At 63.1% G+C, this 25,701-nt stretch carries 26 protein-coding genes; 9 read left to right on the top strand and 17 right to left on the bottom strand.

Annotation, left to right across the window (positions count from 1 at the left end; genetic code table 11):
* Window positions 1–39: 39 nt before the first annotated feature.
* Window positions 40–810, bottom strand: a complete 771-nt coding sequence (locus Q7P63_02475; protein ID MDP0498942.1) for an inositol monophosphatase family protein — start codon at window positions 808–810, stop codon at window positions 40–42.
* Window positions 811–923: 113 nt separating this feature from the next.
* Between Q7P63_02475 and Q7P63_02470 the strand changes: the two genes are divergently transcribed.
* Window positions 924–1,610 (top strand): SDR family NAD(P)-dependent oxidoreductase, encoded by a 687-nt coding sequence (locus Q7P63_02470; GenBank protein ID MDP0498941.1) that lies wholly within the window; start codon window positions 924–926, stop codon window positions 1,608–1,610.
* Between the two features lie 6 nt (window positions 1,611–1,616).
* Here Q7P63_02470 and Q7P63_02465 read toward each other — a convergent pair whose 3' ends face one another.
* The 7 genes from Q7P63_02465 to Q7P63_02435 all read right to left on the bottom strand — a co-directional run bounded on the left by Q7P63_02465 (window position 1,617) and on the right by Q7P63_02435 (window position 9,204).
* On the bottom strand, window positions 1,617–2,711 hold the full coding sequence (locus tag Q7P63_02465; GenBank protein ID MDP0498940.1) for an HDOD domain-containing protein: 1,095 nt from the start codon (window positions 2,709–2,711) through the stop codon (window positions 1,617–1,619).
* 97 nt (window positions 2,712–2,808) lie between these two features.
* Window positions 2,809–3,957 carry an alanine racemase gene (gene alr, locus Q7P63_02460; protein ID MDP0498939.1) on the bottom strand — a complete coding sequence of 383 codons (1,149 nt, stop codon included), beginning with the start codon at window positions 3,955–3,957 and terminating at the stop codon, window positions 2,809–2,811.
* Between the two features lie 172 nt (window positions 3,958–4,129).
* Window positions 4,130–4,552, bottom strand: coding sequence for a hypothetical protein (locus Q7P63_02455; GenBank protein ID MDP0498938.1), 423 nt, complete (start codon window positions 4,550–4,552; stop codon window positions 4,130–4,132).
* 16 nt (window positions 4,553–4,568) lie between these two features.
* The gene (locus Q7P63_02450; GenBank protein MDP0498937.1) at window positions 4,569–5,771 is read right to left on the bottom strand and encodes a hypothetical protein; all 1,203 of its coding nucleotides are present in this window, start codon (window positions 5,769–5,771) and stop codon (window positions 4,569–4,571) included.
* Window positions 5,772–5,883: 112 nt separating this feature from the next.
* A complete protein-coding gene (locus tag Q7P63_02445) occupies window positions 5,884–6,564 on the bottom strand; it encodes a hypothetical protein (GenBank protein ID MDP0498936.1) in 681 nt (226 codons plus the stop codon).
* A gap of 131 nt (window positions 6,565–6,695) precedes the next feature.
* A complete protein-coding gene (gene rpoN, locus Q7P63_02440; GenBank protein MDP0498935.1) occupies window positions 6,696–8,180 on the bottom strand; it encodes an RNA polymerase factor sigma-54 in 1,485 nt (494 codons plus the stop codon).
* Window positions 8,181–8,202: 22 nt separating this feature from the next.
* Window positions 8,203–9,204 (bottom strand): serine/threonine-protein kinase, encoded by a 1,002-nt coding sequence (locus tag Q7P63_02435; GenBank protein ID MDP0498934.1) that lies wholly within the window; start codon window positions 9,202–9,204, stop codon window positions 8,203–8,205.
* Between the two features lie 124 nt (window positions 9,205–9,328).
* Here Q7P63_02435 and Q7P63_02430 point away from each other — a divergent pair, with 124 nt between their 5' ends.
* The 7 genes from Q7P63_02430 to Q7P63_02400 all read left to right on the top strand — a co-directional run bounded on the left by Q7P63_02430 (window position 9,329) and on the right by Q7P63_02400 (window position 15,441).
* The gene (locus Q7P63_02430) at window positions 9,329–9,643 is read left to right on the top strand and encodes an iron-sulfur cluster assembly accessory protein (GenBank protein MDP0498933.1); all 315 of its coding nucleotides are present in this window, start codon (window positions 9,329–9,331) and stop codon (window positions 9,641–9,643) included.
* Window positions 9,644–9,767: 124 nt separating this feature from the next.
* Window positions 9,768–10,244 (top strand): hypothetical protein, encoded by a 477-nt coding sequence (locus tag Q7P63_02425; protein ID MDP0498932.1) that lies wholly within the window; start codon window positions 9,768–9,770, stop codon window positions 10,242–10,244.
* 82 nt (window positions 10,245–10,326) lie between these two features.
* Window positions 10,327–11,118, top strand: coding sequence for a thiazole synthase (locus tag Q7P63_02420; protein MDP0498931.1), 792 nt, complete (start codon window positions 10,327–10,329; stop codon window positions 11,116–11,118).
* A gap of 128 nt (window positions 11,119–11,246) precedes the next feature.
* Window positions 11,247–12,404: a 2-iminoacetate synthase ThiH gene (gene thiH / locus Q7P63_02415; GenBank protein ID MDP0498930.1), complete on the top strand. Its 1,158-nt coding sequence runs from the start codon at window positions 11,247–11,249 to the stop codon at window positions 12,402–12,404.
* A 25-nt stretch (window positions 12,405–12,429) separates the two neighbouring features.
* Window positions 12,430–13,263 carry a ChbG/HpnK family deacetylase gene (locus Q7P63_02410; protein ID MDP0498929.1) on the top strand — a complete coding sequence of 278 codons (834 nt, stop codon included), beginning with the start codon at window positions 12,430–12,432 and terminating at the stop codon, window positions 13,261–13,263.
* Between the two features lie 93 nt (window positions 13,264–13,356).
* Window positions 13,357–13,782 carry a hypothetical protein gene (locus Q7P63_02405; protein ID MDP0498928.1) on the top strand — a complete coding sequence of 142 codons (426 nt, stop codon included), beginning with the start codon at window positions 13,357–13,359 and terminating at the stop codon, window positions 13,780–13,782.
* Window positions 13,783–13,794: 12 nt separating this feature from the next.
* Window positions 13,795–15,441, top strand: coding sequence for an AarF/UbiB family protein (locus Q7P63_02400; GenBank protein MDP0498927.1), 1,647 nt, complete (start codon window positions 13,795–13,797; stop codon window positions 15,439–15,441).
* 51 nt (window positions 15,442–15,492) lie between these two features.
* Here the strand turns inward: Q7P63_02400 and ftsH are convergent, their stop codons facing one another.
* Together ftsH and tilS are read right to left on the bottom strand one after the other, a co-directional pair.
* Window positions 15,493–17,490: an ATP-dependent zinc metalloprotease FtsH gene (ftsH, locus tag Q7P63_02395; GenBank protein ID MDP0498926.1), complete on the bottom strand. Its 1,998-nt coding sequence runs from the start codon at window positions 17,488–17,490 to the stop codon at window positions 15,493–15,495.
* Window positions 17,459–18,979 carry a tRNA lysidine(34) synthetase TilS gene (tilS, locus tag Q7P63_02390; GenBank protein MDP0498925.1) on the bottom strand — a complete coding sequence of 507 codons (1,521 nt, stop codon included), beginning with the start codon at window positions 18,977–18,979 and terminating at the stop codon, window positions 17,459–17,461. Before tilS ends, ftsH begins: the two co-directional genes overlap by 32 nt.
* A 197-nt stretch (window positions 18,980–19,176) precedes the next feature.
* On the opposite strand from tilS, the gene Q7P63_02385 reads away from it, so the two are divergent.
* Window positions 19,177–19,764, top strand: coding sequence for a PEP-CTERM sorting domain-containing protein (locus tag Q7P63_02385; protein ID MDP0498924.1), 588 nt, complete (start codon window positions 19,177–19,179; stop codon window positions 19,762–19,764).
* Here Q7P63_02385 and Q7P63_02380 read toward each other — a convergent pair whose 3' ends face one another.
* The 7 genes from Q7P63_02380 to Q7P63_02350 form a co-directional block, all read right to left on the bottom strand.
* On the bottom strand, window positions 19,765–20,235 hold the full coding sequence (locus Q7P63_02380; GenBank protein MDP0498923.1) for a diacylglycerol kinase: 471 nt from the start codon (window positions 20,233–20,235) through the stop codon (window positions 19,765–19,767). It abuts the gene before it with no gap.
* Between the two features lie 4 nt (window positions 20,236–20,239).
* Entirely contained in the window at window positions 20,240–21,169 is a 930-nt protein-coding gene (locus Q7P63_02375) for an endonuclease/exonuclease/phosphatase family protein (protein ID MDP0498922.1), read from the bottom strand.
* Window positions 21,170–21,175: 6 nt separating this feature from the next.
* Window positions 21,176–22,429: a M48 family metallopeptidase gene (locus Q7P63_02370; GenBank protein ID MDP0498921.1), complete on the bottom strand. Its 1,254-nt coding sequence runs from the start codon at window positions 22,427–22,429 to the stop codon at window positions 21,176–21,178.
* A 108-nt stretch (window positions 22,430–22,537) separates the two neighbouring features.
* Complete coding sequence (locus tag Q7P63_02365) at window positions 22,538–22,954, bottom strand: hypothetical protein (GenBank protein ID MDP0498920.1); 417 nt, start codon at window positions 22,952–22,954, stop codon at window positions 22,538–22,540.
* 182 nt (window positions 22,955–23,136) lie between these two features.
* On the bottom strand, window positions 23,137–24,021 hold the full coding sequence (locus Q7P63_02360) for a PIG-L family deacetylase (GenBank protein ID MDP0498919.1): 885 nt from the start codon (window positions 24,019–24,021) through the stop codon (window positions 23,137–23,139).
* A 40-nt stretch (window positions 24,022–24,061) separates the two neighbouring features.
* Window positions 24,062–24,826 (bottom strand): exodeoxyribonuclease III, encoded by a 765-nt coding sequence (locus Q7P63_02355; GenBank protein MDP0498918.1) that lies wholly within the window; start codon window positions 24,824–24,826, stop codon window positions 24,062–24,064.
* The gene (locus Q7P63_02350; GenBank protein MDP0498917.1) at window positions 24,823–25,449 is read right to left on the bottom strand and encodes an SET domain-containing protein-lysine N-methyltransferase; all 627 of its coding nucleotides are present in this window, start codon (window positions 25,447–25,449) and stop codon (window positions 24,823–24,825) included. Before Q7P63_02350 ends, Q7P63_02355 begins: the two co-directional genes overlap by 4 nt.
* Window positions 25,450–25,701 lie beyond the last annotated feature (252 nt).

Genomic DNA, 25,701 nt, shown 5'->3' with positions numbered 1-25,701 from the left:
GGAGGCGGTAAAGCGCCTTTTATTGCATCGCAGCGGCGGCTAAAGGCTCACGCCGTCGGGCAAAAGATCGTCGCGACCGGCAGCCCACACGTCGAAGGCGAGGAAGTGGCTGGTGTCGCTCCGGCGGATGATGGTGACGCCGCCAGCGGCCTCGACCAGGGCCAAGCCCGCTGCCACGTCCCACAAGCGCACGCAGGGCTCGTAATAGACGTCGAAATGGCCGCACGCCACCCACGCCACCGCGATGGCGGCGGTGCCGATCATGCGCACCTTCTTGTAGCCGCCCACATGAGCGATAAAGGCCTGGACCGACTCCGTGCCGTGGTCGTAGACGCTGGGGAAGCCGGTCGACATGGAGGCCTTTTTGCGCGACTCCGCCCACTGGGGCTCCACCGGCTCGCCGTTGCGCAGCAGCGGCAGCTCCGGCCCGCCGGTAAACATCTCGTCGTGCTCCACGTCGTAGATCACGCCGATCACGGGCTGCAGGCCCTGCATCAGGGCGATGCTCACGCAATAGAGCGGCAGGCCGCGCTGGTAATTGTGGGTGCCGTCGAGCGGGTCGACGATCCAGTAAAAGGCATCGCCGTCCACGAGGTCGCCGTCACCGCCCTGCTCCTCGCCGATAATGGGGAAGCCCGTGCCGCCCAGCTCCTTGCGGATCAGCTCTTCGGCAGCCATGTCGGCGGCCAGTTTTACGTCGTGGCCTTCTTCCACCTTCACGCGGTTGAGCTGCGCCCGCCCTTCCTGCAACAGGCGACCGGCCTTGCGCGCCACTTCTTCCGCGATCGACAAGTTATTGACGAGGTCCATGCGCCCAAAGCTGCCGCACGCGCGCGATCAGCACAACCGGAAAGCGTCGCCACCCTGCGCAAAGCTGCCACGCGTGCCTTTACCTCCGCCCCGACTCGGGCTAAAGTCGCAGCATGGCGGAACGTAGAATCGTGATCACCGGCGCGACGAAGGGCATCGGCCGTGCGCTGGCGGAGGGCTTCATCGCCGCAGGGCACACCGTCTACGGCTGCGGGCGCAACGCCGAGGCCGTGGCCGAGCTGCAAGCTGCCCACGGCGCGCCCCACCAATGGGCCCGCGTCGATGTGGCCGACCCGGCAGCGGTTGCGGCCTGGACAGAGGGTGTGCTGGCCGAGGGCGGGCCGCCCGACCTGTTGATCAACAACGCTGCGGTGATCCTGCGCAAGCAACCGCTCTGGGAGATCTCGGAAGAAGAGCTGGCGCAACTGTTCGAGGTCAACGTGCTGGGCGTAACGCGCGTGATGCGAGCCTTCCTGCCAGCGATGATCGCCCTCGCCAGCGGCATCGTGATCAACCTCAGCTCGGGCTCCGGCCGCATGGGCATTGCGGAGATGGCCCCGTATTGCGCGAGCAAATGGGCGATCGAGGGCTTGAGCAAAGCCGTGGCGCAGGAGGTGCCTGCCGGCATGGCAGTAATCCCGCTGAGCCCGGGCACGGTCAATACCGAGATGCTGCGCACGATCTGGGGCCGCGCGGCCGAAGACCGCCCCACCCCGGCCGATTGGGTCGCGACGGCCGTGCCCTACATCCTCAGTCTCTCCGCCGAAGACAACGGCCAGAGCCTGACGGTACCGGCATGACGCCCCCTACTGGAACCAGGTGCGCAGCGCGCGCTGGATTTTGGAGCGGGAGGTGTCGAGGCTCACCTTGAGCAGCGAGTCCATCTGCTCGATGTAGCGGAGGTTGGAGGCATGCGACTGCTCGCGGATCACCTTCCAGCCGCTGAGCTGCGAGTAGTGATCGACCGCGAAGGTACGGTCGCCGCTGAAGCCGAGGCCGAAGACCTTCACAAAGTAATTCGCGAGCTGCACCACCGAGGCCTGCACCGCGTAGTCGCCGCCGTTTTCCGGGGCACGGTGGAAGGCGATGATGGCCGTCAAATTCTCCGGGAAGCCACTCTCGCGGGCAAAGACCGCGCCCACTTCCTCGTGGTCGGTGCTGAAAAGCGAGCGCTCTTCGATCACCAGCGGGCGCGCCGTCTCGTAGGCGCGTGTGAGCACCCGCAGGTAGTGGTCGGGGTAGAGATCGGAAAGGATAACCTTGCCCAGGTCGTGCACGAGGCCGCCAGCGGCGAGGAAGGGCGGCGTCTCCAGGCCCAGAATGTCGCACAAGTCCTCGGAGGCCATGCTGACGGCCACGTTGTGCATCCAGAGCACGCGCCAGTTGAAGTTAGGGGCGAGGTGCTGGGCGTCCTGCAACACACGGTGGGTCGTCACCATGTTGCGGATCTGCGTCATCCCGAGGCGGGCGACGGCCTCAAAGACGGAGGTGAGCTGCTCGCCCTGCGTAAAGTAGGCGCTATTGGCCAGGCGGAGGATGCGACTGGTAAGGGCGGTGTCTTTTTCGATCACGCTCGTCACCCGCTCCAGATCCGCGCCTTTGTCGGAGAGGTTTTCCTGCAGGGTGCGGGTAAGTGAGGCGAGCGAAGGCAGGCTCTCCAGCACGCGCACCCTCTCCAACACCTGACTGCGCCCCACCGGCAGGCAATCGCCCACGTTGCGGTTGTAGCGCGAGGTGATTTGCCGCAGGCCCTCCTTGGGGTCGAGTTCCGGCCTCTCCTGGCTAAAATCGATGCGACTGGCGGGTTGCGACGCGGGGGCCTCCTTCGAGGTCGAAGATTTGGAAACCGGTCGGTCCTTGATCAGGCCCGTATTGCGCAGGAGATTTTGGAAAATCGACATGACAGCAGAATCGAAGCTGGGGGTATCTTATATATCTGCCCGTTCAACAGAAAGTTTAGATTCAAATACTTGCGAAGCAGCAAATGAGCAAAAGAGCCTAAACCGCCGTGTCCGTCTTATAGAGGCGTTCGACGCGCTTGGTAACGCCGCAGAAGACTTCCCACGGCACCTGGCCCGACATGCGCGAAAACTCTACCACCGTGATGCGCTCTTCGCCCTGTGTGCCCACCAGCGTCGCCAGCTCGCCGGGGCGCACGGCATCGCCCAGCTCCGTCACGTCGACGATCGTCTGGTCCATCGTCACGCGGCCCACGATGGGGCAGCGCTGGCCGCAGATAAGCACCACGCCACGGTTACTGAGGGTGGTAGGCACGCCGTCGCCGTACCCGGCGGTGAGGATCGCGAGGCGTGAGCGCCGCTTGAGCGTGTAGCTGCGCCCGTAACTGATACTGGCCCCGTTGGGCAGCTCCTTGACCAGCCCAACGCGTGCGTGGAAGCTGAACACCGGGTACACCTTGGCGCTGCCGAGCAACGAGCGCGGGTACGGCCCCACCCCGTATTGCAGCAGGCCGATGCGTACGCCGCGAAAGATGCCCGAGCGCGGGAAGGTCTCCAGCCCGCCGCTGTTGTCGGCATGGATGAGCACCTGACGCGGGTCCAGCCCGGGGAAGCCTTGCAGCGTGCGCACAAACAAGTCGCGCTGCTCCACCGTGTAGACGTTGTCCACGTCGGCGCTGGAGAAGTGCGTGTAAATCCCCTCCAGCGCGAGGAAGGGATGCGCGAGGATGGCGTCGTAGAGCCCGCGCGCCTCTTCGTGCCAGATGCCGAGGCGCCCCATGCCGGTATCCACCTTGAGGTGCACCTTGAAGGGGCGGCCCTGCAGCTCTCCCAGCCGCCCGAAGCGCTCTACCTCGTCGTAGCCGGAGACGGTGGGCGTGGCCTGGTAGGTCAGCAAATCGCGGTCTTCGCTGGGCAGCACGGCGCTGAGCAGCAGGATGGGCCAGCCGGTCCCGATCTCGCGCAATGCCGCCGCCTCGGCGAGGTTGGCCACGGCAAACATGTCGGCCCCGCCCCGCATAAGACGCGTCGCCACCGCCGGCATCCCATGCCCGTAGGCGTCGGCCTTAACGACCGCGATGTACTTGAGATAGGGAGGCAGCGCGGCGCGGATGCTGGCCAGGTTGCGCTCCAGCGAACCCAAGTCGATTTCCGCCCACGCCCGCAACTTTTCCGGAGCCCGTGACATACCGGCAGCTTAACCGCTCGGGCCCCACGAACTCCAGTCGATTTCGTAGCAGTTCGCAACCAAATGGAAGGCCCGTTTCCACCCCTTGCTGGAAACGGGCCCAAGCAGAAGAACCGGGAAGAATCGCTCCCCTTGAACGACCTCGATCAGCTCTTCCTCCAAAGATTTGTGCTTATTTTGCCTGCAGCACGTTCAGCTCTTCGGCTTCTGCGCGGTCGATGATCGCTACCGCGCCGGCGGTCGTATTGAGCTCCTGCACCACGGCAGCAACGTCATCGACCATCATGGGGGCCGAGCCGCCCCCCGTCATGAAGAGGCGCCGCCAGAGGTTCTGGAACTGGCTGGTCTTCATCCCGAGGCGCTCTGTCAGGTAAGTGTCCTGGGCCGCGCTTTCCTTGGCGATAAGCATGATGACACGGGTGTTGCCGATCGTGACTTTCTTGCCCATGAGCACGGCCTTGATCTCGTCGACGGACAACGTTTGCCCGGCGAAAGCGCTGCCGCCCACCAGGACGGGTTCAGCCAGGAGCCCGACCGGTAAGCAGGCTGCGGCCAGCAGCGAGAGCAGGCGGATGGTGTGGGTTAGCTTGTGCATTGGACGGTGCAAAGGTTTAATAGTAGAACGAGACCTTGGCGGCGAAGAACATCCAGTTGTCTTCGCGCTGGTCGAAGGGCTGCGGATGCTCGTAGGAGCTGAAGATCTTGCCCACGCCGTCCATGTAGTGCGCTTCCAGCTTGAAGATCATGTAGCTGGTGACGTCGAACTTGGCGCTGATGGCAAAATCGTGCTGCTCCAGATCCGGCAGAGTCAGGTCGAACCCGGTCACCTCGGCGGTATCCTTCGAGTAGCTGTAGTAGGCGCCCAGTTCGAGCCAGTCGTTGATGCGACGGGCGGCGGACACGTAGCCGTAGGTGCTTTCGTTGGTGCCGGCAAAAGGCGGATAAAACGGGCTCGTGGTCGTCACCCCCGCGCGGGTGTAATCGTGGCCCACCTCGAAGGCGAAGACCCAGTCGCCCGTGGCGTATTCGGCCGAGAGCAGCTGGCGCTCGTAGGTGCCCGACTCCTTGTAAATGTAGAAGCTCAGCGGAGGCACGTCGATGAAGCGGGTGGACTCCATGCCCTTGAAGGCGCTGTAGGAGTAGCCGAAGCGCAGGCCGACCACGGGAGTGTTCCAGAACAGCGAGCCGCCATAGATGGCGTCCATCGCCATCGAAGTCACGGGGTAGTCAACGTCGTTGTTGAAGTAGTTGGCCGCGCCGGAGTCGATCGACATCGGGATGTCGCCGCCGAAGATCTTGTAATCGAGGCTGCCAGCCTTGCCGAGTTCGACGTTGCCGTAGGCCATGGCCCCGTTGAAGGCCGAGCTGAAGTCGCGCAGGCGAGGGTCGTAGACGCTGGCGGGCAGGAAGACGAAGGGGCGCAGCATGTCGAGGTCGAGCGTCTCGTTGTAGAGGCCACGCGGCATCTTCACCCGCCCGGCGCGCAAGCCAAACTGCTGACTGAACTGGTAGTCCGCCGTGGCCCAGTCGAGCATGATCTCGTCGTCGCCATAATAGCCGAGGCTCTGGCCAAACACTTGCGCACCGGCCCGGAACTTGCCCTTGGACCAGGAGACGTTGACCCCGTATTCGCGGAAATCGAACGAGCCGTCTTCCGAATCGCCCAAGTAGTCGTTGTCCGTGCTCTGGAAGTAGCCCTGACTGGCGAAAGCGCCAAATTGGAAGTCGTTCCAGGTGTAGGCACCTTCTACGGCAGAGGCGGCCAGGGCGAGCAAGCCCAGGCTGGTGAAACAGAGAGTATTAGCGTGAAGCATATCAGTCACGATCACCCTAGATCGCCACCTACTTCCGTCTTTTGACCTCGCCAATAGGGTTTATAACCTATGAAACACCTGCCTAAATTGTAAAAAACCTTGCTCTAACGCCTTAGCGATGACGCTCTGCGGACCATCGGGCAAACTCCGGCTCCTGCGGCATATAGGCCCCTGCCCGCTCCAGGGGCTCGACCAGATCGTGGTAGAGCGCAAGCGCCTTGGGCAAATCGCGCAGGTCGTAATCCAGCTCGCGCGTGTTCTCGGGCAATTCGTGGCGCACGCGGCGCTGCGGGAGGTGCAGGAGCGGAGCGGCTTCGCTTTCGAGCCGCAGCTCGTCCAAGTCCGAAAGCTCCAGCGGGCCCAACTCGCCGCAATCGACGCGCAGGGTGTTGTATTGCCCGCGGCGGAAAAACGAGATCACCGTAAAGGCCTGCTCGCGCGTGCGTGCATGGTGAAGAGCCGCCGCCATCGCGAGGCTGTAATAGCCGTGCAGGCTCAGGGGTGCCACACTGGCCGCCGCCCGCCAGCCTTCGATCGCCATGGCTGCCAGGCGCAAACCGAGAACCGAGCCGGGGCCTTGACAATGGACGAAGCCCTGCACATCGCCGAGCGTGAGGCTCGATTCGTCCAAGACCTGCCGGGAGAGGGCAAAAATGGTTTCGAGGGCGTCGCCCTCGGCCGATTGAAAGGCGCGCCAGGTGCCATTGGCATTGAGCACGCCTACCTGCACGCGATGAGACGACGCATCTACGAGCAGCCGGGGAGGCTGATCCGGAGAATCTTCAACAAACATCTGAAAAGGGGATAGAAGGGAGCTGTAAGGGGAGGAATAACTGTCTAGCAACCTCAACGCAGAGTGCAACGCAGAACCGGCGAAGGTTAACACCGATACACCCTAGAAGCTAACAAAATGCGTGCGAACCGTTAAGCGTAGCGGCGGCGCAGATTCGTCGGCAGGATGCCCATCTCCTCGCGGTATTTGGCCACGGTGCGGCGGGCGATGCTGACGCCTTCTTCCTTGAGGATCTCGACGATCGCCTGGTCGCTGTAGGGCTTGTTCGGCGGCTCGCCTTCGATGATCTTGCCGATGCGCTCCTTGACGGACTTGTTGGAGACCGCCTGACCGTCTTGCCCCTGATAGCCGGGGGTAAAGAAGTATTTGAACTCGAAGACCCCTTGCGGCGTGCGGATGTATTTATTGGCGATGGCGCGGCTGACCGTCGTCTCGTGCACGCCCACGGCATCGGCCACCTGGCTCATGGTGAGCGGGCGGAGCTGACTGGTGCCGTATTCAAAAAAGTCGGACTGGAACTTGAGCAGCTCGCGGGTGATGCGCTCGATCGTCTGCTGGCGCTGCTCGATACTGTTGATCAGGAACTTGCCGCTACGGAACTTGTCCTGGATGTATTCCTTTTCCTTCCCCTTGAGCACGCCTTTGGCGAGCATCTGCTTGTAGGCGGTGCTGATGCGCAGGCGGGGGATGTAATCGTTGTTGAGGTGGATGATCCACTCGCCGTTGTCGTCCTGCTCCACCGTCACGTCGGCCACGATCACGCGGTTGGTGTCGTCGCTGAAGCGGCGGCCCGGCGCGGGGTCGAGGCGGCTGATCTCTTCCACCGCGCTTTGCACCATATCGACCGAGACGCCGAGCTTGCGGGCGAGGTCGGGCAGGCGGCGGCGCTTGAGCAAGTCCCAATGGTCGCGGATGATACTGGCGGCGAGGCTCTTGCCGCGGTTTTGCGCCTTGAGCTGGATGAGCAGGCACTCGCGGATGTTCTCCGCGCCAATGCCGGCCGGCTCCAGCGTCTTGAGCAGGCGGGCGGCCTCCTGGACCTTCTTCAACGGCAGGTTGGCCAGCAGGGCCACATCGTTGAGCTTGAGGTTGAGGAAGCCGTTGTTGTCGAGGCTGCCCACGAGGTATTCGAGGCCAGCCATCGTCTCGTCGTCCGCTTCCTGCAGGCGGGCCTGCTCCATCAGATTTTCCTGGAGCGAGGTATCACCGGTAAGGGAGTCGAAGAAATGCTGGCGGCGCTTGGCGTCGTCGCTCGTAAATTCGTATTCGCCTGCCTCTTCGCGGAAGTAGTTCTGCCAATCTTCATCGAGCTTGCGCAGGATGTTGAACTCGTCGCTGAAATCGAGATCGCCATCGGTCGTGCCGTTTTCGCTCAGCGCGGTCTCTTCCGTCTCCTTCTGCTCCGCCTTTTCAGTCTTGTCGTCGACATGGGCTTCGAGGCTCATCTCGTCCATCGGCAGCTCTTCGAGGGCCGGGTTGGTTTGCAGCTCCTCGAGGATGACGTTGCGCAGTTCGAGCGTGGGCACTTGCAGGATCTTCAGGCTCTGCCGCAACTGGGGGGCGAGAACCAGAGACTGGGTCTGTTTCTGGACTTGGGAGAGTCCTTGGGAAGGCATCGGGTGTTACGAGGAAGAGGTGTTAGAGGGTGCGCGGAGCCGACAGGCCGAACGAGCCGGGCCGCCGAGAGACATCGTCTTCGTAGGCCTTGCCGTCGGCAAAGATCTGCTGGAGGTAAGACGCCAGCTTTTCGTTGGTCGGGCCGTAACCATCACTGTACAGATATAGCTCCAGCGCTGTTAGCATTTCCTGTGCCGTCTGGTAGCGTTCCTCCCTTTTACGGGCGAGCGCACGCTGCACGATGGCCTCCAGGCGGCGGTCGCAATAGCGGTTATAATCAGCGATGCGGGGCAGCGACATGCTCAGGATGTTCTGGCGCGTGCGCAGCCCTGTTTCGGCTTCGAAAATATTGACGCCGCAGATCAACTCCAAGAGCACCACGCCGCAGGAGAAGATGTCGGCGCGCTCGTCGGTCACCTCCCGGCGAGCCTGCTCGGGCGAGAGGTATTCGTCCTTGCCCGCGATCACGTCGCCCTCCTTGTTGTACATGAGGTTGACGGCCTTCGCGATCCCGAAGTCGGTCAGCTTCACGTCGCCCTCGTAGGCGATGAGGATGTTGCGGGGGTTGACGTCGCGGTGGACGATGCCGAGGTTTTCGCCCTGCTCATCGGTCTTGGTATGGGCGTAGCGCAGGCCGCGGCAGACGCGCGAGACGATGAACGCCGCCAGATCCACCGGCACCTGCTGGCCGAGCGCGCGGTGCTGGAGGATGAACTCCTCCAGGTTCATGCCCGCCACGAATTCCATCACCATATAATACTGGCCGAGGATTTCGCCGAGGTGGTAGGTCTGGACGATGTTGGTGTGGATCAGGTTGGCCACCAGGCGAGCCTCGCCCACGAAATTTTTCCGGAATTCCGGCACCGCCGAGTATTCCTCGCGGATGATCTTGATCGCAACGCGCTTGCGAAAGCCGCCCGCGCCCTGCTGCTCTGCCTCATAGACGACCCCCATACCGCCTTCGGCCAGCGGCCGGACGAGGCGGTAAGCGAGACGGTCTTTCAGGTGTTTCACATGACCCACGTCCCGCATTGTGCAGAAAGAAAACCCTTGCTGGCAAGATACAATTCTCGTCCTTAGCACACGACTTGCTGCAAGGGCTCAGGCGCCGATTGACAGCCCACCCCGATCAGGATTTATTAAGGGCATGATTACTTTAACGCAACGTGCGGCCCGCAAGGTGCAGGAGCTGCAAGGCCAGGCCAACCCCGGCGAATCGCTGCGCCTGTTCATCACCTCCGGCGGTTGCAGCGGCTTCGAATACGGCATGACGATGGCGGCCGCCGGCCCCAAGGACGAGGCCGTGACGAGCGAAGGCATCACCATCTTCGTCGAGCGCAAGAGCCTCGAACGCCTCAGCGGCTCGGTCGTCGATTTTGACGACGGGCTGATGGGCAAAGGTTTTTCAATCCAAAACCCCAATGCAGAAAGCACCTGCGGCTGCGGGCGCTCTTTCAGCTAGGGTATTTTGCAATCAAAGCCTCACTAATGCCTGCATCCTGCAATCCTGGCGCGCTCAACCCTACTTCTTGAGGCGGGCGCCAGTTTTTGCTTTTCCCTTCCCCACCGAACCGCACAGTAGTCTCATGGCGAAAGTAGACCTCGACCTGGTCAAACATATCTTGCAGCGCAACGAAATCGAAGCCCGCCGCGTGGACTCGATCATTGGCGACATTGAAGAAGAGATGAAGCTGATGGATGCCGAGAAACCGCCGACGGAACGGGTGAAGAAGCAGTTTGTCGTGATCGTGTCCGACCCCAACGGTGAGCTGGAGGGCAAGGACTTCACCGGCTGGATCGTCCAGATCCCTGAAGACGACACGCCGCTCTCGGCCGAAGAACGCGTGGTGCGCGCCGCCTACGAGTTCAATACGACCCCCAAGGGTCGCCGCATGCCGGTAAAGACGATCGCCGAAGCCTGTGAAGCCGTCCCCGCCCGCCTCTCCAAGGAGCAACAGGTGTGGATCAAGACGAAGGAGCCCGTCTACCTCTTGCGCACGAACAACGATATCCCGTTCGACGAGATCAAGAAGAAGGCGAATGCCGACGTGGAAGCGTTTTAGCGCCCCACCCTCCTGCCTCGCCATCAATTGACCGCTGCCCGCCCTTGCCAAAACCGGGGCGGGCGTGATTGACTAGCGGGATATGATCGATGCGTTGACGACGCAACCGCTGCGAATTGGCGACCGCGAGTTCACCTCCCGCCTCTTCGTCGGCACTGGCAAATTTCCTTCCGGCGACTTCATGCGTGAAGCCTGCGCGGCCAGTGGCACCGGCCTCGTAACGGTCGCGCTCAAGCGTGCCGCCCTGCAGGGGCCCGACGAGTTTGCCGACATCCTCGATTACCTCGAGCAAGACCGCTATCTGGTGCTACCCAACACCGCCGGCGCCATGAATGCGGAGGAAGCCATCCGCATTGCCCGCCTCGCCGCCGCCGCCGGTCTGCCCAAGTGGGTGAAGCTCGAGATCCACCCCGACCCGAATTACCTGCTGCCCGACCCGATCGAGACGCTCAAGGCCGCCGAGGTGCTGGTAAACGAAGGCTGGACGGTGATGCCCTACATCAATGCCGACCCGGTCCTCGCCGCCCGCCTGCAAGACGTGGGCTGCGCCACCGTGATGCCGCTCGGCGCCCCCATCGGCAGTAACCGCGGCCTCGAAACGGTCGCCCAGCTACGCATCATCATCGAGCAGGCCCGCGTGCCCGTGGTGATCGACGCCGGCATCGGTGCCCCCAGCCACGCAGCCCAGGCGATGGAACTCGGGGCCGACGCCGTGCTCGTCAACACCGCCATCGCCGTCGCCTCGAACCCCGCCCAGATGGCCCGCGCCTTCGCCGCCGCCGTCCAGGCTGGCCGCACCGCCTACGAGCTCGGCCTCCCCACCGCCCACGCCAAAGCCGAAGCCACCAGCCCGCTGACGGCGTTCCTGGGCTAAAATAGAAGATGCTTTGGAACAGGAGTTAAAAAGAGTGAAAAGGAGTTTTCAGAAACTGGAATCTTAGGATCTCTCTAATTCTGACTCTTTTTAACTCTTTTTAACTCCTGTTCATTTTTCCTTTCCCCATGCGATTTTCCGACGTCCTCCCCACTTTGCCGCTCGAAGCGCTCGTGCAGCAGTCGCTCGACACCTCCGAGGAGACCGTGCAGCGCGTGATCGCGCGCGGGCGGGCGACGAACCTCATCGAGTTTGCCGCCCTCATCTCCCCGGCCGCACAGCCGCACCTCGAAGCCCTCGCCGGTGCTTCCATGCGATTGACGCAAAAGCACTTCGGCAAGACGATCCGGATGTTTGCGCCGCTCTACCTGTCCAACGAGTGCATCAACATTTGCACGTATTGCGGGTTTTCGCGGCACAACCAGATCCCCCGCATCACCACGCCCCTGCCCCAGGTGGTCGACGAGACGCGCAAGCTGACCCGCAAGGGCTTCCGCGCGCTCTTGCTCGTGGCGGGTGAGCACCCGAAGTATGTCTCCAACGGCTACGTCGCCGAAGTGATCCGTGAGCTGCTGCCCATCATGCCCAACATCGGGATCGAACTGGGGCCGCTGGAGACGGAGGCCTACCGTAGCATCGTCGACGCGGGCGCGGAAAACCTGATCTGCTATCAGGAGAGCTACCATCCCGAGACTTACGCCAGCCTGCACCCCGCCGGCCCCAAGAAGCACTTCAATTTCCGCCTCGATACGCCGGAACGCGGCTACGAAGCCGGCTTCAAGCGCGTCGGCATCGGCCCGCTCTTCGGCCTGCACAACTGGCGCTATGAAGCCCTTGCGACCGCCGCGCACGGCCTGCACCTGCTCCGCCACTGCTGGCGCGCCCAACTGAGCGTGGCCCTGCCCCGGATGCGCCCGGCGGCGGGCACGTGGACGCCCAACCCGGAGTTCCATATGTTCGACCGCGACCTCGTGCAGGCCATCGCCGCCTTCCGCCTCTTGCTGCCGCACGCCGCCATCTCGCTGAGCACGCGCGAGCACCCGGCCTTGCGTAATGGCCTCGTGCGCCTGGGCGTGACGCACATGAGCGCAGGCAGCAGCACCGAGCCCGGCGGCTACAGCACGTACGACGAAGAGCAATGGGTACAGACCAAGGCCGCGCAGGAGGGTGAGCAGTTTCACATCTCCGACACCCGCTCCCCCCACGTCGTGGCCGAAATGATCCGCCAACAAGGATACGAGCCCGTCTGGAAAGACTACGACCTCAGCCTGGCGAGAGGCGCGTAGTCAAATATATCCAAATGGATTGATGATGCTTTCGCTTGCCCAGCGGCTAGGATACTCCCCCGACGCTCGGCTTCTCATCGTCAACTGTGATGATGTAGGGTCGAGCCACAGCGCCAACGTTGCCGCGTGGCGGGCCATGGCCTACGGCATCGCCACCAGCGCGTCCCTCATGGTTCCCTGCCCTTGGGCAGCCGAGGCGGCGAGGATGTTCGAGGGCCTGCCGGTTGGCGTCCACCTGACCTTAACCAGCGAATACGCGGGCTATCGCTGGCGGAGCCTGACCGGTTCAGCGTCACTAAGCGACACCGGGGGCTTTCTCCCCGCAACGACTGCACTTGCTCTTGGTCAACAGAAGATCGAAGACATCCGCGCAGAATGTCATGCTCAGATCGATGTAGCTTTGGCGTGGGGCGTCGATGTCACCCATATCGACACGCACATGGACGTTCTGCACGCCAGCCCAGAGCTATTTACGATCTATCTGGACCTTGCCGAGCAGCTCAAAGTTCCGATTCGCCTCCCGCTGCAACCGGCTTTTCCGGCCCGTGAGATGGCAGAGGCGAGGGGAATTCTATCAGTCGATCACCTGATTTACACTTGGCCGCGCCGCACGCGCGATGTGATCCTGGTAGAGTGCCCGGTGTTACCTTGCGGCGTGACGGAACTATTCGCCCATCCGGTTTTGGAGGGGGAAGAACTGCGCGGCTATGATCGCGACCACGCAGATATTCGTGTGCACGATGCCGCAGCGTTAACCGATCCCACCGTAGCCGCCCTGCTCGATCAGCGCGGGGTGCGCCGGATTAGCTATCGAGAACTACGCGCAGTGCAGCAGGCAAAGAGCGAACAATCGCGGTAGACTCGGATATCGCCCCCACCTCTTCCCTCTCCGCGAAACGATTCGCGGGTTGTCGTTGCTGTTTTGCGAGCTTCACCGTAGATTATCTCCGCTATGTTGGATTTATTTCGCAAGACGGTAATGGCCGGGATCGGCGCGACGGTAGTCACGGCCGAAAAGGTCGAAGACATGATGAACGAGCTCGTCAAGCGCGGTAAGCTGTCTTCGGAAGAAGCACAGCGCGCGATGGACGACATGTTCACCGAAAGCAAGGGCGAGTACGAACAGTCTCGCGCGCAAGCCGACGTGTTTTTCCGCGACATGGTGAAGCGCCTGAAACTGGTTTCGCAATACGACCTCGACAAGCTGGAGGCCCGCATCGCCGCCCTTGAGGGCCAGGCCGTGCACGCCGCCCACAACCCCGTGCCGCCCACGGGAGCCGCCTCCGCCGCCCCTGAGCCGGGCGTGGGTGCATCCTCCGAACCCCACCCGGAAGCCGCTCCGAAAAAGCCGGTGGCCGGGACCGATCCGAAGATCTAGGGCCGCACGGTCTTGGCCTCGCTGCACCTCCTGCGCGATATCGAGCGGGTCCGCGAGATCGTCGCCGTCCTGCTCAAGTATCGATTCGACGAGTTACTGGAGCGTATCGAAGCTCCGGCTACTTGGTTGCGTCGCCTTGCCCCGCCCGTCAAGGGGCCTTACACGCTCTGGCAGCGCATCCGCCTTGCCGCCGAAGAGCTGGGGCCCACTTTTATCAAAGGTGCCCAGCTACTCAGCACGCGGCCCGACGTGCTGCCGCGCGAGCTGATCGAAGAATTCCAGCGGTTGCGCGATAACGTGACGCCCCTGCCCTTCGAGCGTCTTTTGCCTCAGCTCGAACACACCCTTGGGGTGCCGCTGGAACAGGTGTTCGCGGAATTCAACCGCACGCCTGTCGCCGCCGGTTCGCTGGGTCAGATCTACCGCGCCCGGCTTCGCGCCGAAGGCGTCGAGGTGGCCGTGAAGATCCAGCGGCCCGATCTGCATGACGAGGTGGCGGCCGACTTCGAGATCATGGCGTGGTTTGCCGAGCGCATGCACCAGTCGTTCATGCGCCTGCGCCCCTTCGACCTGCCCACAGTGGTCGCGCAACTGCGTCAGGCATTGCTCGACGAGCTGGACTTTACCCGCGAGGCCCGCAACGCCGCGCTTTTCAACGAGCTGAACCGCGACCCGGAGCACGTCTTCGCCCCGCGGGTGTTCGGCGACTACAGCGGCGCGCGCGTGATCGTGATGGAATGGATCGCCGGCACGCCGATTGGCGAGACGGCCCTGCCGCCGGAGGAGGCGCATGAGCTGGCGACAATCGGAGGGCGTTCGTTTTTTGCCCAGATCGCGGTGACGGGCTTTTTCCACGGCGACCCCCACCCCGGCAACCTGCTGGTGACACCCGATGGCCGTCTATGCTTTATCGACTGGGGCTTGGCTGGTCAACTGACCCGCCAGATGCGTTACCACCTGATCGACCTCTTTGCCGCCTGCCAGGAGCAGGACGCGGAGAAGGTAACGCAGATCGCGGTGCAAATGGGCCGCGGCACGCACCGAATCGACCGCGTGCGGATGGAAAAGCAGGTGGTGGCGGCGCTATTCAAGCACCAGCAGACGCTCAGCCGCATGCAGGAGCTGGGGCACCTGATCTTCGACCTGATCTACATCTTCGGCTCCAACGGCATCAACGTGGCCCGCGATTACACGCTGCTGGCCCGCGCGGTGATCTCGATCGAGCAGTCGGCGCGGCAGATCGACCCGGGCTTCAACCTCGCCAGCGTGGGCAAGCCTTACATCCAGCAGCTCTCCTGGGAACGCTGGAACCCATGGAAGATCCTCCGGCATAGCGCGGCGGAGATTCGCGAGCGCCTGGGTACGGTGGCAGAGCTACCCAACGACCTCCAGCGCCTGCTCCACCGGATCGAAGACGGCCGCCTCGCGGTGAAGCTCGACCACCAGCACGTCGACCAACTGGGCAACCAGATCGGGCACGCCTTCAACCGCCTCTCGGTCGCGGTGATCATCGCCGCCCTGATCGTCGGTAGCTCGCTCGTCATCACCACCGGCGTAGAGCCCAAGCTATTCGGCTACCCCCTGCTCGGCGTGCTCGGCTACCTCTTTTCCTTCGGCCTCGGCATCTACATCGTCATCGGCATCCTGCGCGGGCGATAAAAAAGCCCGCCTCGCAAGAAGCGGGACGGGCTGGAATAAAAAGTCTGCGTTTTAGGCGAGCGCGGGCTCGGCACCGGGCAGGTCGGGATCTTCCTTTTCGGTCTCCTTGGCCTTCGGCGGCTTGCTCTTCTGCTCTTCCTGCTTGGGCGGCGGCGTGTTGTGCTGGGCCATCACGGGCGTGCGAATCTCACCATACTTGATGATCTCATGCACGTGCACGGCTTCGACCGTCTCGTATTTGAGCAGCGCTTCGGCCACCTTTTCGAGCGCCTCCTTGTTGGCCGAGATCAGCTCGCGGGCGCGCTCGAATTGCGCGTTGATGATCTCGGCGATCGCGGCGTCGATGCGCTTGGCGGTCTCCTCGCTGTAATTCTGGTTGCGGGTAATCTCGCGGGCGAGGAACACCTGGTCCTGATTTTCGCCGTAGGCGATGGGGCCAAGGTCGCTCATGCCCCAGTCGCACACCATGTGGCGGGCGATCTTGGTGGCCTGCTTGATGTCCATGGCGGCGCCGTTGGAGAAGTCGCCCGTTTCCACCTCTTCACCGATCCGGCCACCCATGGCGAAGCAGATCTGGTTGATCAGCTCCTGCTTGGAGAGGCCCAGGATGTCCTTGACCGGGGTGGCGATGGTGAGGCCGAGCGCGCGACCGCGCGGGATGATCGTGACCTTGTGCAGCTTGAGCTTGCGGTCGTCGAGCAGGGCCTGGACGAGGGCGTGACCGGCCTCGTGGTAGGCGGTGATGCGCTTATCCTCGTCGTCCATCAGCTTGCGACGCTCGCGGCCATAGGCGATCTTGTCGCGCGCATCGTCGATATCGAGGCGGTCGACTTCGCTCTTGTTGCGGCGGGCAGCCAACAGGGCACTCTCGTTGAGCAGGTTGGCGAGGTCAGCGCCGGAGAAACCGGGGGTGCCGCGCGCGATTTCGGCCAGGTTGACCGAGCTGGAGAGCTTGATCTTCTTGGCGTGCACGCGAAGAATTTCCTCACGGCCCGTCAGGTCCGGCAGGTCGATCACGATCTGGCGGTCGAAACGGCCCGGGCGCATCAGCGCGTTGTCGAGCACGTCGGGGCGGTTGGTCGCGGCCATGATGATGACGCCCTCGTGGCCGTCAAAGCCGTCCATCTCGACCAGCAGCGAGTTCAGGGTCTGCTCGCGCTCGTCGTTACCGCCACCGAGACCGGCGCCGCGTTGGCGACCGACGGCGTCGATTTCGTCGATGAAAATGATACAGGGGGCATTCTTGCGACCTTGCTCGAACATGTCGCGCACGCGGGCCGCGCCCACGCCGACAAACATTTCGACAAAGTCCGAACCGCTGATGCTGAAGAAGGGCACATCGGCTTCACCGGCCACGGCGCGGGCCAGCAGCGTCTTGCCGGTGCCGGGCGGGCCGACCAGCAGGGCACCCTTGGGGATGCGACCGCCAATGCGCTGGAACTTCTTCGGGTCTTTCAGGAATTCGACGATCTCGGCCACTTCTTCCTTGGCCTCGTCGCAGCCTGCCACGTCCTTGAACGTGATCTTCTCACGGTCGCGGGTGAGCATGCGGGCGCGGCTCTTGCCAAAGCTCATCGCTCCGCGCCCGGCCTGACGGATCTGGCGGACGAAGAAGATGTAGATAAGGGCGAAGATCAGCAGGAAGGGCAAGAAGCCGAGCACCGAACTCCAGAGGTGGTTGGGCGCTTCTTCCTTGAAGAGATTGGTGGCCTGCAAGGCGGCGAGGTTGTTCTCCGTCAACTGGCCGGTGGCGCGAAACTGTTGGGGGTCTTGACCAGCCTCCTCCCATGTACCGGTGATCTCGTGCCACATGTAACCATTGGAGGGCTCCGGGCGCAGCACACCCGATTTGACGGGGCTGCTTTCCTGGCGAGCGGCTTCCACGACCTGATTTATCGTCAAGGTCTTGGTCTCCACGTACTTCTGTTGACTGGTGGTGTACAGCAGGATCACGATCAGCCCGATCACCATCATCCAGATGGTGAGCATCTTGAACTGTCCGCCACCCCGCAGTGGCTTATTCCGTTGATTGTTCGGATTCTCGGGCATGGGAAAATAGGTTATAATCAGCTGAGCTTGGGCAGTAAGTCAATTTTAGAGCCCAAACATCTTGTGGTTGCAGGCAGGCGACCTGGGCCGGCGGAAGGCCGGGCACCCACAGGAGGTCGTTCTGCGCGTTGAGAAACACAGGCAGGCGGTGGCGCTCGCGCTCCGGGATCTTGCGGTCCGTAAACCAGTCCTGCAGCTTTTTGCGCCCGGGTGCGCCCAGCGGACGGTAGGCGTCGCCGGGCTGCCAGTTACGCACCTGGACGACAGTATCCGGTAAACCCCGGATCCAGGCTTCGCGTTGCACTTCAACGCCACGTTGGCGGAAGCGCTCCCACAGTTGAGGCGTCACCCGTTGCGCATGGACGGCGGTGACGCGGCCGTCGGGCTGGAAGCAAACGGCTCCACTGGCCAGGCAAGCGTCAAAGGGCGAAGCGGGAGGGCATGGCAGCCGAGGCGTCAGGCGGGTCAGCTTGCCGTGCCCGGCCTTCAACACCGTCGGGCCAAAACTGAGCGTCAGGTCAACCGGGCGGATCCACGCCTCCAGGAGTTGAGCCCGGGCAGCACGGGTGACGGTTTCCCCCAGATCCTGACGGTGCAGCCAGCGTTGGAGCGCCCAACGGCGCAGAGCCGTCTGGCTCGAAAAGGCGCGCGCGCACAGCTCCGGCGCATCGTAGTCGACCGGCACCGCGTCGAGGGCAGCTTCGACGACAGCTTCGGCGTCGGCCAGCTCTTCACGGATTGCCAGCACCCCGGCCAAAGGCTCGTGCGGCAAGGCCTGCCGCCAGACGGGGATCACTTCTTCGCGCACGCGGTTGCGGCGATAGCGAGCGTCCCGGTTGCTCTGGTCTTCCCGCCAAGGAATGTCGAGCGCGCGCAGGGCTTCGCGCAGGCGCTCGCGCGGCACGGTGAGCAACGGGCGCACATGGGCGGGCTGCTCGGCAAAAGTCTCCAACGGGCGCGGCCCGGTCAGCGCGCGCAAGCTGCTCCCCCGCCCTGCCCGCAGCAAAAAGCTTTCGAGCACGTCGTCGGCCTGGTGCCCTTGCAGGATATTGGTCGCCCCATGGCTGTTGGCGATGGCGCGCAGGAAGTCGAACCGCACCTTGCGCAACTGGGCCTCGGAGGGCGTCTCCGGCCACACCGGCACCTCCTGGTTGGTCAGCGCCTTGATGCCGAGCGCCGCACCGATCCCGCGTACGAAAATCGTTTCCTCCTCCGCCTCCGGTCGCAGCCCGTGGTTGTAGTTGACGACCATCAGCTGCGAGCGCGCCTCGGGGAAGGCCGCCCACGTGAGCAACAGCAGCGCCATAGAATCGGCCCCGCCGGAGCATGCGACAACCCAGGGCTCGGCCTGACGCGGTTCGAGCCAAGCCAGCGCCTGCCGCTCCCATTGCCCCACCGGCACCTCCCGCAACAAAGCCTCCGCCGCCTGGCACCAATCAAAGTCCAGCGCGTCCATCGGCTCGTCGTCATAGAGAGGGGTAGAGGGCACGATTACATAATGTAGAACAATTTGCGCAAAGGTCGAGCCCCACCGGCTGGAAGGTTGCGACAACCTTTTAGCGGCCTGAGAGGCATGCTAACGTCAGTAAGGCGTAAAAGCGACTCCCCACGACGTTTTCACCCCCTTCGCGCTTGTCGAAACAGCGTATCTATCCTACTTGAGAAGCGTCTCTTATCTCTTTTTCGATGCTAAAAGTCTCTCTTCTCACTGGTGCGGCCTTGCTGGCCCTCGTCTCCAACGCGGCGGCTATTGTTGTCATCCCCGAAAGCTATTCCTACTCGGTTGCCCCCTCTGGCAGCTATCCCGATACCGGAGGCACCGAGTTGACGGACGGCGTCGACATCACGCTTGCCTGGGGCAACGGCATCAATATGTCGGGCCAGACCGCACCCCTCGTGGGCTGGCTCAATACGGACTCCTCCATCACCTTCAGCTTTGCCGAACCGCAGGTCTTCTACTCCGTAACGGCCTTCTTTGCCGACAGCGACAATGCGGCCGGGGTCGGCATGCCCAGCACCGTCACCATCTCCGACGGCGCGGACTTTTCACAGACCTTCAACGTCACCAACCCCAGTGGAAGTGGCTCGACCGTAGCCACCACCTTCTCGGGTTTTTACGTCCTGAGCGATACCCTGAGCGTCTCCTTCACCCGAAACTCCCAGTGGACGATGCTCTCCGAGGTCAGTTTTGCTGCGATTCCGGAGCCCTCTACTTACGCCATGGGCGCGGGCGTTGCAGTGCTCGGGCTCGCCTTCTGGCGCCGCCGCAAATAACTAGCGCCAGATCGCAAACCAGCGCTGCCAGTGCTCGACCACGGCAATAACCCACAGGCTGCCACAGTTGAGCAGGCAAAAAAACACGGCGGCGCTGCCAAGGTCTTTGGCGCGCTTGGCCAGCGGGTGCCGCTCGGCCGAAATATAATCCACGCAGGCCTCGACCGCACTGTTGATGCACTCCATCGCCAGCACCATAAACATGCTGGCGCAGAGCAGGCCCTTGAATGCGAGGCCCATGGGCAGGAAGATGGCTGCCGGGAAGAGCATGATGCCGAGGATCACCTCGAAGCGAAATGAAGCTTCTTCGCGCCAGGCCGCGGCCAATCCCATCAGCGAGTATTGGGTGGCTTTGGACATCCGCAGCATGCTGACGGCCCGGTCTACCGCCGGTTCGGGCGTGGTCGTGCGGCGCACGGCGCTCGGCGGTGGAGGTGTAGGCTCGACTGGCGGACGGTTGGCGGCACCCATGGCACTACTGATCGGTAAGAATCGTCTCCTTTTCAAGTGCCACCGATGGTTCGGGGAACTGAAGATCGAGGAACAGCAGCCGGTGGTCGCTCGCCAGCATGCTATCCGGGCCGTCAAAGAGCCTCGCGTCGGGCGTTACGAGGTGCGGCTGCAGGCGGGCGGACAGCAGCGCGTAGTCGATCCGCTCATACCGATCGGCCCAGTTGGAGAAATACGTCCACACCTCGCCCCGGCTGTCGCGCGCGGGAATCGGCTGGGCGAGAGGCGCCAGCGCCGGGCCGCGCAGGTGCTCAAGCGCAGGGCTGCGGTAGTCGTCGTTGGCGTCGCCGAGCAGGATGAAGCGCCCCTGCCCCTCCGGCCAGCGCTCCCGCAAGAGGGTCGCGACGGCTTCGGCTTCGCCCCCGCGCCGCAGGACCGAATCCGGGTCGCGCGCGTCTTCGGTCAGGCGCGACTTGAGGTGGAAGGTGAAGAGGTGCCACGAGACGCCACGCACGAGGAACTCGACCTCCAGCAGGCCGCGTTTGACCGGGATCTCGCCCTCGAAGTAGCGGAAGCGCAAGTCGCGGTGCAGGCGCGCCTCGACCACCGGGACGCGGGCGAGCACGGCCAGGCAGCGGTCTTCGTCGTCGGCCACGAGCTGGAATGTATAAGGGTAGTCGAGCCCCTGCGCCGCCAAGTCGCGCTGCAACTCGCGCAGGTAGGCGGGCCCGATCTCCTGCAGCGCCAGCACATCGGGGCGCACTTCGAGAATCACCCGCTGGAGCGCCGCCACTTCCACTGCGGGTTTGGGGTAGGCAAAGCGCCACTCGCCGTCGACCTGCCGGTCGGTCACGAGGTAATTACGCACGTTGTAGCTGGCCACGCGCACGCGCTCAGCCTGAACGGGCGTTGCGACACTTCCCAACCCAAGCAGCAAGGCCACGATGCGCAGCATGGAGGGTTACGCCTGAGATTCGCGCAACGCCTTCTCGCGCTCCAGTAGCGTGGGGTGCGAGTAATAGAAGGCGCTGTAGAGCGGGTGCGGCGTCAGGTTGCCGAGGTTTTTGCTCGTCAGGCCACGCAGGGCGCCGATCAGTGGCTCCGGGCGGTTGTCCATTGCGCGGCGGGCAAAGGCGTCGGCCTCGTACTCGTGCTTGCGCGACATCTGGTTGGAAAGCGGGTTGAACCAGAACATGACGAGGCCGCTGAGCAGGCTGACCATCAGCAGCGTGGGCCCGAGTACACCCTCGGCATAGGTAAAGCCAAACGCCTCGACAAACCACGCCTCCCCGATCAGCCAGCCGAGCAGGGCAAACATGCCAAACAGGCTCACGGCGGCGAGCACGAGGCGCTTGGGGATATGGCCGCAACGATAGTGGCCGATCTCGTGGGCCAGCACCGCCTCCAGCTCGTCTTGCTGCAGCTGTTCGACCAGGGTGTCGAAGAGCACGATGCGGCGGAAAGAGCCAAACCCAGTGAAAAAGGCGTTGGAGTGGCGACTGCGCTTGCTGCCGTCCATGATCTGGATCGTCTTGGCGGCAAAGCCCGTGCGGTCGGCCAACGCCATCAGGCGGTCGCGCAGCTCGCCCTCGGGCAGGTCGGTAAACTTGTTGAAGAGCGGCATGATGACCATCGGCGCGAGCACCAGCATGAGCAGCTGGAAGGCAAAGAGCGCGATGAAGGCCCACAGCCACCAGAGGGGAGACAGCTCCACCAGCCACAGGATCAGCGCCAGCAGCGGCACGCCGATGATCAGGCTCAGCGCGATGCCCTTTACCTTGTCCGTCAGCCACAGGGCGACATTGCTCTGGTTGAAGCCGTAACGCTCCTCCAGCTTGAACTGATTGTAATACTCCCACGGCAGGCCCGGCAGCGAAAGCAGCATCATGATGACGAGCAGGGCCCCGCTTTGCCCCCAGATGCCGAGCCCGAACGCGCCCGTAAGGCTGTCCCAGAGCCACGGCAGCAGGCCGCTAAGCACCACGATGGCCAGCACCGCCGCATCGTAGATCGTCTCCCACGAGCCCAGGCGGCTCTTGTCGAGCGTGTAGCGGACCGCCTTCTGGTAGGTCTCGGCATCCATCACACCGGCGAAGGCTTCGGGGATCCCGCTCTCGTGGCGCCGCACTTCCTGGCGGTTGAGGTTGTCGAGCCACAGTTGCACGCTGGTACGCGCGACCAGCAGCACCACAAAGATCAGGAGCAGGGTTTCCATCGCGAAGACGTTAAAGGTTTCAGTTGCCAATGGGAAGCTCCCAGAATGGCGACCACAAAAAAGCCCTCCGATTTGGAGGGCGAATAGGCAGGAGCCAGCCTCAGGCCATTACCAGGGCTGCAGCACGAAGGGGAACCAACCTTCGTTGCCGGCTTGGTAGCTATAATACCAGCCGCTGTTCGGTTCGGCCCAGATGTAGTAGTCACCACCCCAACGGTAGGCGTAGAACCCGTCAAAGCGGTTACCCGAGGCGCGGTCAATCCACAGCCAGTAGCCGCCAGTGGTGTAGTTGCTGGGCGCTGCGGTGGCGGCATCGGTGTAGCAAAAGATGGTAGGCCAGTCCTTGTCGTTGATCCAGCCGATGCCGGCCTGGCCATAGGTGGCCGTGTCCGTAAATTCGGGCACGCCTATATTGCCCTCGGCCCACCAGCTGTTGACGCCGCCGTCGGCATGGGTGGCGGCCATAGACTGCGGGGCAGCGAAGTCGTAAGCGTCGGTGGTTAAGCCGCGCGCTTGCGCCAACATAGGCATCGTACAGGCGAGGGAAACAAGCAGAGATCTCATGTGATAGGAAGCAGGGTTTGACGTCAGACGCGCCGGAGAGTCAGCACTCCGGCACCTCTGCCATCATGATCATCATCTACAGAAGCGTCAACTAACGCCCATGCTTTCCTTACGAAAGCCCCAAACACAGAACTCCCTCTACCCTATCCGGCGATCTGTGCCAGGCAGCTCTCCGGGGAGGCTCCTTGGCTGATGAAAACCGGCTCGCTGGGCGAATGGTAGGCTTTGCCGTCCCAATGGCGCAGGTGGTAGAGGATGCCAAAGGTCATGTCAGGCGGGGTGCCGCCGGGGCCGGCCAGGATTTCGCCGCCACGGCGTACGTTGTCCATCAGCCAGGCGGGGAGGCGCAGGTGATAGGGGTTGCGCGACACTTCTCCGTGGTGCAACGAGAGGGCTTCGGCCAGCTGCACCACAATTTCGGTCGGCAGCTCAACCATCACGTTGGGATTTTCCTGGGGAGACCAGAACTCGGTTTCCGCCACAAAGCAGCGCACGGCCTCGCGCGAGCGGATCAACGCGTGGCGTACAAGCGCGTGCGTCCCGATGTGCGTCGGGTGGTTGTCGGCCGTGTGGGGCAGGAAAACGAGGTCGGGCTGCAGCTCACGCAAGACGTGCGCAATGCCGTTGACCGCGTAGGTCCAGTAGTCGGGGTGATCCCGTCGGGTCTGCAACTGGATGTTTTCAAGCCCTTTGCCGGCGGCGAGAAACAAGTCGAACCCGAGGTGCGTGCAAGCATCCTTCAGCTCGACCAGACGCGCATCGCGGCGGTCTTCGCGACTGCCGAGGGTCACGGCAACGTTGATCACGCGCCATCCGGCTTCGCGGCGCAGGCGCAGGGCCCAGCCACCCGTCAGGCACTCGTCGTCGGGGTGCGGCGAGAACAGGAGGGCCACGGGGGCATCGGCCTTCAGCTCAGGCAAGTCCGGCGGTGTCAGCTCCGGCGCGTCGTCCCGGTCGGCCGAGAGCGCCAGCGCGCCTTGATACAGTTGCCCCATTTGCTCAACAAACTCGCGCAATTCTATAGCCACGCATCAACGTAGCTTATTTGCCCGAGCGCCGCAAGTGGGCTCACGCGCCCAGCACAACCCCCACCGGTGCGTGGTCGCTGCCGAGGGTCTGGTCGCGGATAAAGGCCTCCTGCACCCAGTCGCGCGTGCCGTTGCTGATGCAGACGTAGTCGATGCGCCACCCGATGTTGCGCTTGCGCGCGCCGGCCCGGAAACTCCACCAGCTATAGGCGTCGCGACGGTCGGGGTGGAGCAGACGGAAGCTGTCGACAAAGCCCGCGTCGAGGTGCTGGGTGAATTCTGCGCGCTCCTCGTCGGTAAAGCCGGCGTTGCGGCGATTGGCCTGTGGGCGGGCGAGGTCGATCTCCTGGTGCGCTACGTTGAGGTCGCCGCAAAAGAGCACGGGCTTTTCCTCAGCCAGCTTTTGCAGGTGGCGGCGGAAGGCCGGATCCCACACCTGGGTGCGGTAGTCGAGGCGCAGCAGCTCGTTCTTGGAGTTGGGCGTGTAGACGTTGACGAGGTAGAAGCGACCGTGATCGGTGGTGACGACGCGGCCCTCGGCATCGCCCTCCGGCTCGCCGACCCCCATTTGCACGCCCTCGACCGGCTGGCGGCTGAGGGTAAGGGTGCCGGAGTAGCCGGGCTTTTGCGCCGGATTCCAGTGCAGCGTGTAGCCTTCGCACCAGGCGAGGTCGGCGATGTTGTCCGCCCGGGCCTTGATCTCCTGCAGGCAAAGGATGTCGGGCTGCTCTTGGTGGATAAAGTCGGCCAGACCCTTGCCGAGCACGGAGCGCAGGCCGTTCACATTCCAGGAAATGATTTTCATGAGGATTTGCGGGTGCCCTTGCGGCTGGTCTTTTTCGTCTTCTTGGCGGTTTTCTGGGCTGCCTTCTCCGCAGCGGCACGCTTCTGGGCGGCACGGGTGCGGGTGAGGATGCGGCGGAGCTTGGGCCACTGCACGCGGCTCACGATGTAGCCGACGCAGCTCGGGGTGCCGCAGCGGCAGGGGTGGTCGAGGTAATGCTCGATGTCGTAGCCGTAGTCAAAAACGATTTCGCCGCCAGCGGGGATGTCGGCCAGCGCAAAGATCCAGAGGCGGTTGTCTTCGTTGACGGCCTCGGCGTTGGGCTCGCAAGAGTGGTTGATAAACTTGGCGTAGTTATCGGGCACATCGCCGTCGAGGTCCCACTCGTCGTCGAGGTCAAAGATATAAACAGCGGCCTCGCCGGTCTGCTGCGCTTTGTCAAACTGCGCAAGGCCGCGCCGGTTGCTCTCTTCCTTGTCGATCTTCTCCCCGACGTATTCGACGAGGCGGGCGCCCTGGGCGATGTCCACCCGGGCAAAGATCCCCTGCCCGTGAATGGCCGATCGGCGCAGCTCCAGCAGCTCGTTTACGGCCACTACCGTCTCGGGGGCCGTCGCTGTTTTTGCTCCTCCGGTACTCTGCATCTCCCCATGAGGATGACTGGCCCTGCCGGTGGCAAGCTGGAAGCCGATCCATTTGGTAGAAGAAAGCCTCTCTCAGGACTTGCCAAACGACCTTCGTAACTCAATATAACGAACGCAATAACCACCACGGTCACAATGGCCTGCGACATGAACGCGGTGGAGATGCCAGCGCCTCAAAAGCTTGCTCCAATCTTTCCATCCGCCAGATAAACACTCATCTTTATCCATGCATCCCACTTCTAAATCAACGAT

The organism is Verrucomicrobiota bacterium JB022, assembly GCA_030673845.1.
Taxonomy (GTDB): Bacteria; Verrucomicrobiota; Verrucomicrobiia; order Opitutales; family Oceanipulchritudinaceae; genus WOUP01.
The sequence above is the reverse complement of the archived record's forward strand: the minus strand, read 5'-3'. Positions and strand labels throughout refer to the sequence as shown.

What these genes read in the sequence shown, in the direction of transcription:
- Q7P63_02475 (MDP0498942.1), bottom strand. Translation starts at nt 810, where the DNA reads ATGGACCTCGTCAATAACTTGTCGATCGCGGAAGAAGTGGCGCGCAAG.
- Q7P63_02470 (MDP0498941.1), top strand. Translation starts at nt 924, where the DNA reads ATGGCGGAACGTAGAATCGTGATCACCGGCGCGACGAAGGGCATCGGC.
- Q7P63_02465 (MDP0498940.1), bottom strand. Translation starts at nt 2,711, where the DNA reads ATGTCGATTTTCCAAAATCTCCTGCGCAATACGGGCCTGATCAAGGAC.
- alr (MDP0498939.1), bottom strand. Translation starts at nt 3,957, where the DNA reads ATGTCACGGGCTCCGGAAAAGTTGCGGGCGTGGGCGGAAATCGACTTG.
- Q7P63_02455 (MDP0498938.1), bottom strand. Translation starts at nt 4,552, where the DNA reads ATGCACAAGCTAACCCACACCATCCGCCTGCTCTCGCTGCTGGCCGCA.
- Q7P63_02450 (MDP0498937.1), bottom strand. Translation starts at nt 5,771, where the DNA reads ATGCTTCACGCTAATACTCTCTGTTTCACCAGCCTGGGCTTGCTCGCC.
- Q7P63_02445 (MDP0498936.1), bottom strand. Translation starts at nt 6,564, where the DNA reads ATGTTTGTTGAAGATTCTCCGGATCAGCCTCCCCGGCTGCTCGTAGAT.
- rpoN (MDP0498935.1), bottom strand. Translation starts at nt 8,180, where the DNA reads ATGCCTTCCCAAGGACTCTCCCAAGTCCAGAAACAGACCCAGTCTCTG.
- Q7P63_02430 (MDP0498933.1), top strand. Translation starts at nt 9,329, where the DNA reads ATGATTACTTTAACGCAACGTGCGGCCCGCAAGGTGCAGGAGCTGCAA.
- Q7P63_02425 (MDP0498932.1), top strand. Translation starts at nt 9,768, where the DNA reads ATGGCGAAAGTAGACCTCGACCTGGTCAAACATATCTTGCAGCGCAAC.
- Q7P63_02420 (MDP0498931.1), top strand. Translation starts at nt 10,327, where the DNA reads ATGATCGATGCGTTGACGACGCAACCGCTGCGAATTGGCGACCGCGAG.
- thiH (MDP0498930.1), top strand. Translation starts at nt 11,247, where the DNA reads ATGCGATTTTCCGACGTCCTCCCCACTTTGCCGCTCGAAGCGCTCGTG.
- Q7P63_02410 (MDP0498929.1), top strand. Translation starts at nt 12,430, where the DNA reads ATGCTTTCGCTTGCCCAGCGGCTAGGATACTCCCCCGACGCTCGGCTT.
- Q7P63_02405 (MDP0498928.1), top strand. Translation starts at nt 13,357, where the DNA reads ATGTTGGATTTATTTCGCAAGACGGTAATGGCCGGGATCGGCGCGACG.
- ftsH (MDP0498926.1), bottom strand. Translation starts at nt 17,490, where the DNA reads ATGCCCGAGAATCCGAACAATCAACGGAATAAGCCACTGCGGGGTGGC.
- Q7P63_02385 (MDP0498924.1), top strand. Translation starts at nt 19,177, where the DNA reads ATGCTAAAAGTCTCTCTTCTCACTGGTGCGGCCTTGCTGGCCCTCGTC.
- Q7P63_02380 (MDP0498923.1), bottom strand. Translation starts at nt 20,235, where the DNA reads ATGGGTGCCGCCAACCGTCCGCCAGTCGAGCCTACACCTCCACCGCCG.
- Q7P63_02375 (MDP0498922.1), bottom strand. Translation starts at nt 21,169, where the DNA reads ATGCTGCGCATCGTGGCCTTGCTGCTTGGGTTGGGAAGTGTCGCAACG.
- Q7P63_02370 (MDP0498921.1), bottom strand. Translation starts at nt 22,429, where the DNA reads ATGGAAACCCTGCTCCTGATCTTTGTGGTGCTGCTGGTCGCGCGTACC.
- Q7P63_02365 (MDP0498920.1), bottom strand. Translation starts at nt 22,954, where the DNA reads ATGTTGGCGCAAGCGCGCGGCTTAACCACCGACGCTTACGACTTCGCT.
- Q7P63_02355 (MDP0498918.1), bottom strand. Translation starts at nt 24,826, where the DNA reads ATGAAAATCATTTCCTGGAATGTGAACGGCCTGCGCTCCGTGCTCGGC.
- Q7P63_02350 (MDP0498917.1), bottom strand. Translation starts at nt 25,449, where the DNA reads ATGCAGAGTACCGGAGGAGCAAAAACAGCGACGGCCCCCGAGACGGTA.